The sequence below is a fragment of the Candidatus Enterococcus courvalinii genome, from assembly GCF_017315945.1.
Lineage (GTDB): Bacteria > Bacillota > Bacilli > Lactobacillales > Enterococcaceae > Enterococcus_B > Enterococcus_B courvalinii.
Genome location: NZ_JAFLWI010000003.1, coordinates 88,117 through 94,609, shown reverse-complemented (window position 1 = coordinate 94,609; position 6,493 = coordinate 88,117). Strand labels below are relative to the sequence as shown.

Annotated in this window: 6 protein-coding genes; 2 read left to right on the top strand and 4 right to left on the bottom strand. The window is 35.7% G+C overall.

Features of this window, described 5'->3' with window-relative positions; translation table 11 throughout:
* Positions 1-19: 19 nt before the first annotated feature.
* From JZO71_RS03140 to JZO71_RS03125, 4 genes are all read right to left on the bottom strand, one after another.
* A complete protein-coding gene (locus tag JZO71_RS03140) occupies positions 20-1,006 on the bottom strand; it encodes a polyprenyl synthetase family protein (RefSeq protein WP_206898146.1) in 987 nt (328 codons plus the stop codon).
* A gap of 21 nt (positions 1,007-1,027) precedes the next feature.
* Positions 1,028-1,594: a Gx transporter family protein gene (locus tag JZO71_RS03135; protein WP_206898145.1), complete on the bottom strand. Its 567-nt coding sequence runs from the start codon at positions 1,592-1,594 to the stop codon at positions 1,028-1,030.
* Between the two features lie 11 nt (positions 1,595-1,605).
* Positions 1,606-2,016, bottom strand: coding sequence for a NusG domain II-containing protein (locus JZO71_RS03130; RefSeq protein ID WP_206898144.1), 411 nt, complete (start codon positions 2,014-2,016; stop codon positions 1,606-1,608).
* Between the two features lie 99 nt (positions 2,017-2,115).
* On the bottom strand, positions 2,116-4,050 hold the full coding sequence (locus JZO71_RS03125) for an NAD(P)/FAD-dependent oxidoreductase (RefSeq protein ID WP_206898143.1): 1,935 nt from the start codon (positions 4,048-4,050) through the stop codon (positions 2,116-2,118).
* 276 nt (positions 4,051-4,326) lie between these two features.
* Between JZO71_RS03125 and pplA the strand changes: the two genes are divergently transcribed.
* Positions 4,327-5,259: an extracellular electron transfer flavoprotein PplA gene (gene pplA / locus JZO71_RS03120; protein ID WP_206898142.1), complete on the top strand. Its 933-nt coding sequence runs from the start codon at positions 4,327-4,329 to the stop codon at positions 5,257-5,259.
* Positions 5,260-5,385: 126 nt separating this feature from the next.
* Positions 5,386-6,483: an FAD:protein FMN transferase gene (locus JZO71_RS03115; RefSeq protein ID WP_206898141.1), complete on the top strand. Its 1,098-nt coding sequence runs from the start codon at positions 5,386-5,388 to the stop codon at positions 6,481-6,483.
* Positions 6,484-6,493 lie beyond the last annotated feature (10 nt).

Sequence of the window (6,493 nt, the reverse complement as noted above, 5' to 3'; positions counted from 1 at the left end):
ATTTTTTGCTTGAACGTTTTTAATTTGTTCTAGTCAAGATCGTTTGTGTTAAAGTTAATAAATTTTCTTTGGTTTGCTCCGTTGTTTGAGGTAATTTTTGAATGTCTTTCAGAGCAGCCTCTGTATATTTAGTAGCTAGTTGTTGAGCTTGTTTGACACCGCCAAATTCATGAACTAGTTGTCGGACTTTATTGACGTCTTCAAGGGTCATATTCGCTCTTTTTTCTAGATATGGGAGTAAAGCAGCCTGTTCCTTTTGCAAAGAATAAATCAATGGTAGCGAGTAAACACCTTGACGCATGTCTTCCAAAACAGGTTTACCAATTTTCTCACTATCCTGTGTGTAATCTAAGATGTCATCAATGATTTGAAAGGCAAGTCCGATATTTTTGCCAATTTCACCTGCTTTTTTAGCAAAATATTCAGATGTACCACTTTCATAGGCACCGATAAAGCAACTTAACTGAAAGAGTTCAGCTGTTTTTCCTGAGATATTTTCTAAATATTCTTTTACAGATAAATTGTATTGATAACGGTCATCCATTTGTCCAAGTTCGCCATCAAGGACTTTTTCCATACTTCTTGAATTAAGTTGTAAACTTTTAAGTGATGTTGAGTAGTCTGATAATAACTTGAAACAACAGACAAATAAATAATCGCCTGCGTATACGGCAACGGTGTTCCCAAATTGATTACGTAAAGTGGGCTTTCCACGACGTAAATCTGATTCATCGACGATATCATCGTGGATGAGTGTTGCTGTGTGTAACATTTCAATTGACGCAGCAAGTGAGATTGCTTTGTCACGATCACGTTCTGAACCAAATTGTGAAAAAAGTAATTGATACGCTGGTCGTAACAACTTTCCACCAGCATGAATTGTTTCGCGGATTGCTTGTTCGACAGGTTTATTTTTAAGGTTGATGATTTTTTCCATTTTGATTAACGTAGCTTCTAGTTCTAAAGCTAAAGTTGGATAATTTTTCCACATTGGATGTAGATTCATAAAAAACTCCTCGTATAACGATTATTTTTTTAAAAACACTGGGCTCCATTTTTGTTTGGTTTCCCGTTCATAATCCAGTTGGAATCGTTGAAGTGTTTGGACATGCTGTAGTAAATAATTTGCGGCAATACCAATTGCGATTCCAGATAAAATGCCAAAAATGGAAAGGACAGGTAGGTACAGCATAACTGTCCAGGATTGAGCAATAAAGGACGCAGTGACTAATTGACCTACATTATGCATAAAACCACCTGTAGCACTGATTCCAATAATGCTGACACGTTTTGGTCCTAATTTTTTTATCAAAAGCATTCCAAAGTAACTCAATAAAGCACCACTCATACTATAAAGAAACGTTGAAATTGTTCCACCAAGTAAAGTTGTTAGAGATAACCGCAACCAAATCAAGAGGAAACTATCTCTTTTTTTCATTGTAAAAATAGCTACGATGGTAATCAAATTTGCTAATCCTAATTTTGCTCCAGGAGCAAAAGCAAACGGGTAAGGAATCATATTTTCTAACAAACCAATAATGACTCCTTGAGCCACGAGTAAGGAGATATAAATTAATTTTTGTAGTTTGCTCATAATTTTTCCAGCTAGTAAATCAAGCTGTCTTCCTCACTCCCGTCTGTTGATCGAACTTCGATCACTAATTTATGAGGTAAACAAACAATTGTTTCGCCGTTTTTCGTTACCCACCCCCGACGAACACAAATTTGATCCCCACAATCTGCTTCTTTCATTCGTATTTTATCACCGGCGATTTCAATAATATTGTAGTCGCCATCTGCATCTGTATATGTGTAAGTATAGCTTTTATTTCCACTGATTAAAGGAAACGTTTTGATTTCTGTTCCATCTACGCGTAAAACAGCTTCTTTTTCTGCAACAGACTGGCTTTGTTGACTACCAAAAATAATAATTGGCAAAAAAGAAAGGACAATCAAAAGCATAATGATGAAAATATCCCATGGTTTGAGTAAACTTTTTTTGATAAAATCTTTCATTCTGTAATTGACCTCCTTGTTCCAGAATAACTGCTCCAATTTTAGCATAGGAACAAAAGAAAGTCCTAGGCTTCCCTAGAACTTTCTTCTAAAATCATTTTATTTTTCGCCGTAGCGAGCTTTTGGTCTACCATACCACCAACTACCTAGTGTACGTTGTAACCATGGGATGACCCAACGATCTAAACCAATTGCACGACCAGAACCATTCATAAGTGCGAATGCTACAAAGATAAACCAAATGTTTACCCAATAGAACATACCTGATAGACAGAAAGTAATGACAAGAACGATTGTTGTTGCACTACATAACCATGTAAATAATCCTGCAATCAATGCTAATGCTAAAGCAATTTCGAAGAAGACCATAAATTTTTGGAAGAACATTGCAACATCATTATTTGGCATAATAAATTGCATGATTTTTGTAAACCAATTTGGTGATTTTTCGATAACGGCCATTGGCTGTTCACCATAAGCATAACTTAAACCAAAATGCGCAGCTTGTGTGGCAGTTTCCGCAGTTGCTTCACCAGCACCACTTGCAGCTGTTGTTGCATCACCGGCTGCAGATGCACCACTTGCTACATCTGCAACATTGTATTCCCATGTCCAAGGGAATACGCTATTTCCTTGGAACCATGAACCTTCACCAAACCAAGTGCTAGGTTTTAGTACTTCACCGTCACCAACAATTTTCTTGCCAGCTTCGATAAACCATACCAATCCGTAGAAAACGCGAAGTGGAACACTCCACAAAACATTTCCGTAGCGTGAAGAATGTCCACGAGCAACATTACGATCATCTTTAATATGGAAGAATTCATGCATCAAGTATTGGAACATATAGTAACCAGAACGAATATCAAAGAAATATTTCAAGTTGACGATATGTTTCATGATAATAGCCAAAAATCCGCTTAAATGAATTTTATCAAATAAGTTTGCAACGCCCCATTTAGCACCGATTGAAACCATAAATCCTTGATAGTTTCCTTTGAATTTATGTTTCTCGCCACCTTTAATAGAAGCAACGATGTTAGCAGCAGCAGTATGACCTGTTTGTTCAGCTGCTTGAACAATTTGAGGAGTTGGGGTATTTGGAAATTCTTCATAAAATACCAAGTCTCCAATGATATAAATGTTTTTATCTTCGTATCCTTTAGCTTGCATGTATTCGTTAGCAACAAGACGTTGGCCACGAGCTGTTTCAAGACCAAAGTCAGCAGCATCAGTTGTACCTTTGACACCAGCTGTCCAAATCAATGTGTGTGTTGGAATTTGGCGTCCGTCTTTTAATTTAATATGATCGGCATCAACTTCAACGATTGGAGAGTTTAGTAACAACTCAACTTGATGTTTTTGTAAGTAACGCTCTGCTTTAGCAGCGTCGTTACGATCAAGCATATTTAAAATCGTTGGCATTGCTTCAACCACCATTAAAGTGATTTCATTTGGATCTAATTTATAGTCTTTCGCTAAACGAGCTTTCCAATCGATTAATTCACCAATCATTTCAATCCCAGTGAATCCAGAACCACAGACAACAAATGTTAGCATTGCTTTTCGTAAAGCATCATCTGGTTCAATTGCAGCTTTAGCAACAGTTGTTTCAATGTGTTCACGAATTTTTACTGAGTCTTCAAATGACCAAAGTGTGAATCCATGTTCCTTCACTCCTGGAGTTCCGAAATCATTTGGTTCGCCACCCATACCTAAAATCAATTGATCAAATGGATAAGTACCTAGCTTTGTTTTAACAATTTTCTTTTCTTTGTCGATACCAATTACTGTATCGGTAACTAACTGCACATTTTTTTGGCGAGAGAATAAATGTTGTAAGTCATATTGAATGGCTTCTGGCTCAACACGTCCTCCGGCAACTTCATGTAGTTCTGTCATCATAGTGTGATAAGAATGGCGATCAATCAAAGTGATCGTTACGTCTTCTTTTTTAAGTTTTTTTGCCAGTAATTTTGTTGCTGACACACCGGCATACCCTGCACCTACAACGACAATATTTTGCTTTGTCATTGATAATCCGCTCCTTAGTAAACATTTCAGTTTGATAATTATTACACAATCCTTTTACATTATATATACGTTATGTAAATTTGTCTAACTCCTTTTCCATTTTTTAATCAAAAGATTATTAAGCGCTTTTTTCACGAAAATTACTGAAAGAAAACGATTTATATATTCATGTTATTTTTTTTAGAAAACGGTTGACTTATTGGTGTGATTCATTAGAATGTATAATGAATCACAAATTATTTATAAGAATTATAAAAAGGGATTGGTGGGTTAATAATGAAAAAGAATCGTTTTGTAACTGGATTTGCTGTTTTAGCGTTTTCAGCCTTGGTATTAGGAGCTTGTGGAGCAGATAACAACAGTAGTTCAGATAGTTCAACTTCAGAGTCTTCAGTTGCACAATCTTCACAAAGTTCAACAACTGAATCAACTGCAACTGTAATTGCAGGTGGAGAATTACAAGATGGCACATATAAATTAGAAGAAAAAAATTATTCAAATGGTTATCGTACAGTGTTCACAATCGTTGTTAAAGATGGAAAGATCACTGAATCAAACTATGACAATGTAAATGAAGATGGAAAATCAAAACAAGAAGATGCTGATTACAATAAAAATATGAAAGCAAAATCTGGCACAAATCCAGAAGCATTTATTCCTGAATTAAATGAAAAATTTGTTGAAGCACAAAACCCAGGTGATGTAGAAGTAGTAACAGGAGCAACTCACTCATCAGAAAGCTTCCAAAACTACGCTCAACAATTAGTTCAAGCTGCTCAAGCTGGAAATACAGAAACAATTGAAATTGATAATGGTGCTGACTTGAAAGACGGCACTTATACATTAGAAGAAAAAAATGAAAAAAATGGTTACCGTACAACATTTGAATTAACTGTAGCTGACGGTAAAGTTACAAAATCAAACTTTGATTACATCAATGCAGATGGAAAATCAAAACAAGATGATGAAGAGTACAACAAATCAATGAAAGAAAAAAGCGGAACTGCTCCAGAAACATACATCCCAGAACTAAACGAAGAATTAGTTAAAGTGATGGGTGAAGAAGACGGTTCACCAGCTGATGTAGAAGTAGTAACAGGCGCTACACATAGCTCACATTCATTTATTATGTATGGTCAACAATTGATCAATGCTGCTGAAAAAGGCGACACAACGACAATTGAAGTTGACAACATCGTAACTAAATAATTAAACAAGAAATGATGACGGGCTGATCACTTAATTGAGATCAGCCTCTTTCTTTTTGATGACGACCTTTTCATTTAGAAAAAAAGAAGGTATGATAACTTAAGAATAAGTAAAAAGGGGAAAATTATGCGAAAAAAATTACTACTTTCCTTACTAGCCGTATGTACTTTAGTTGCACTAGTTGGTTGTGGTTCATCATCTGAAAAGACAGTGAATAGTGATAAACTAGCAAAAGGAATTTTGAGTGAACCATATGCACAAGAAAAATTCTTGTTAGGAACTTATGTACGAATACGAGTGTATGATGAAGGAAAAGAGTCTGTATTAACACCAGCCTTTGATCGTGTCAAAGAATTGGGCGATAAAATTACGATCAATCAATCAGGCTCTGAAATTGATGAAGTGAATGCACAGGCAGGTATTAAACCTGTTAAAGTTTCTGATGATGTTTATTCACTTATAAAGAAAGCATATGAGTACAGTGAAGATTCTCGTGGCGGATTTGACATGGCAATTGGTTCAGTAACACAACTTTGGCGCATTGGTTTTGATGATGCAAGAAAGCCATCGCAAGAAGAAATTGATCAAGCTTTAAAATTAGTTGACTATCATAAAATTGAATTAAACGATGAAGAGAAAACTGTTTACTTAAAAGAAAAAGGAATGATCATTGATTTAGGTGCAATTGCTAAAGGGTATATTACGGATGAAGTTATCAAAGTACTTAAAGATAATGGTGTAACAACAGCAATTGTTGATTTAGGTGGAAATGTGTATGTTTTGGGACATAGTCCTCGTGGAAAAAATCAAGATTGGAATGTGGGTATTCAGGATCCTAATCTTGCTCGCGGTTCTGTCTTAGGAACAATCAAAGAAAAAAATAAAACATTGGTCACTTCAGGCATATATGAACGCTATTTGGAAGTAGATGGCGTGAAATACCATCATTTATTTGATCCTAAAACAGGGTATCCTTTTGATAATGATATTGCTAGTGTGACAATCATCACAAACAAATCAATTGATGGGGATGGTCTTTCAACAGCTGTTTTCTCAATGGGTGTGAAAAAAGGGTTATCTTATGTTGAAGAATTGGACAATGGAACAAATGCTATTTTTGTTACCAAAGAAGGAAAAGTCTATGTGACTGATCCAATCAAAGATGAATTTAAGTTAGCGGAAGACTCAGATTACTCAATGGGTGATCGCTCGAAGCTAGAATAGGAGTAAGCAG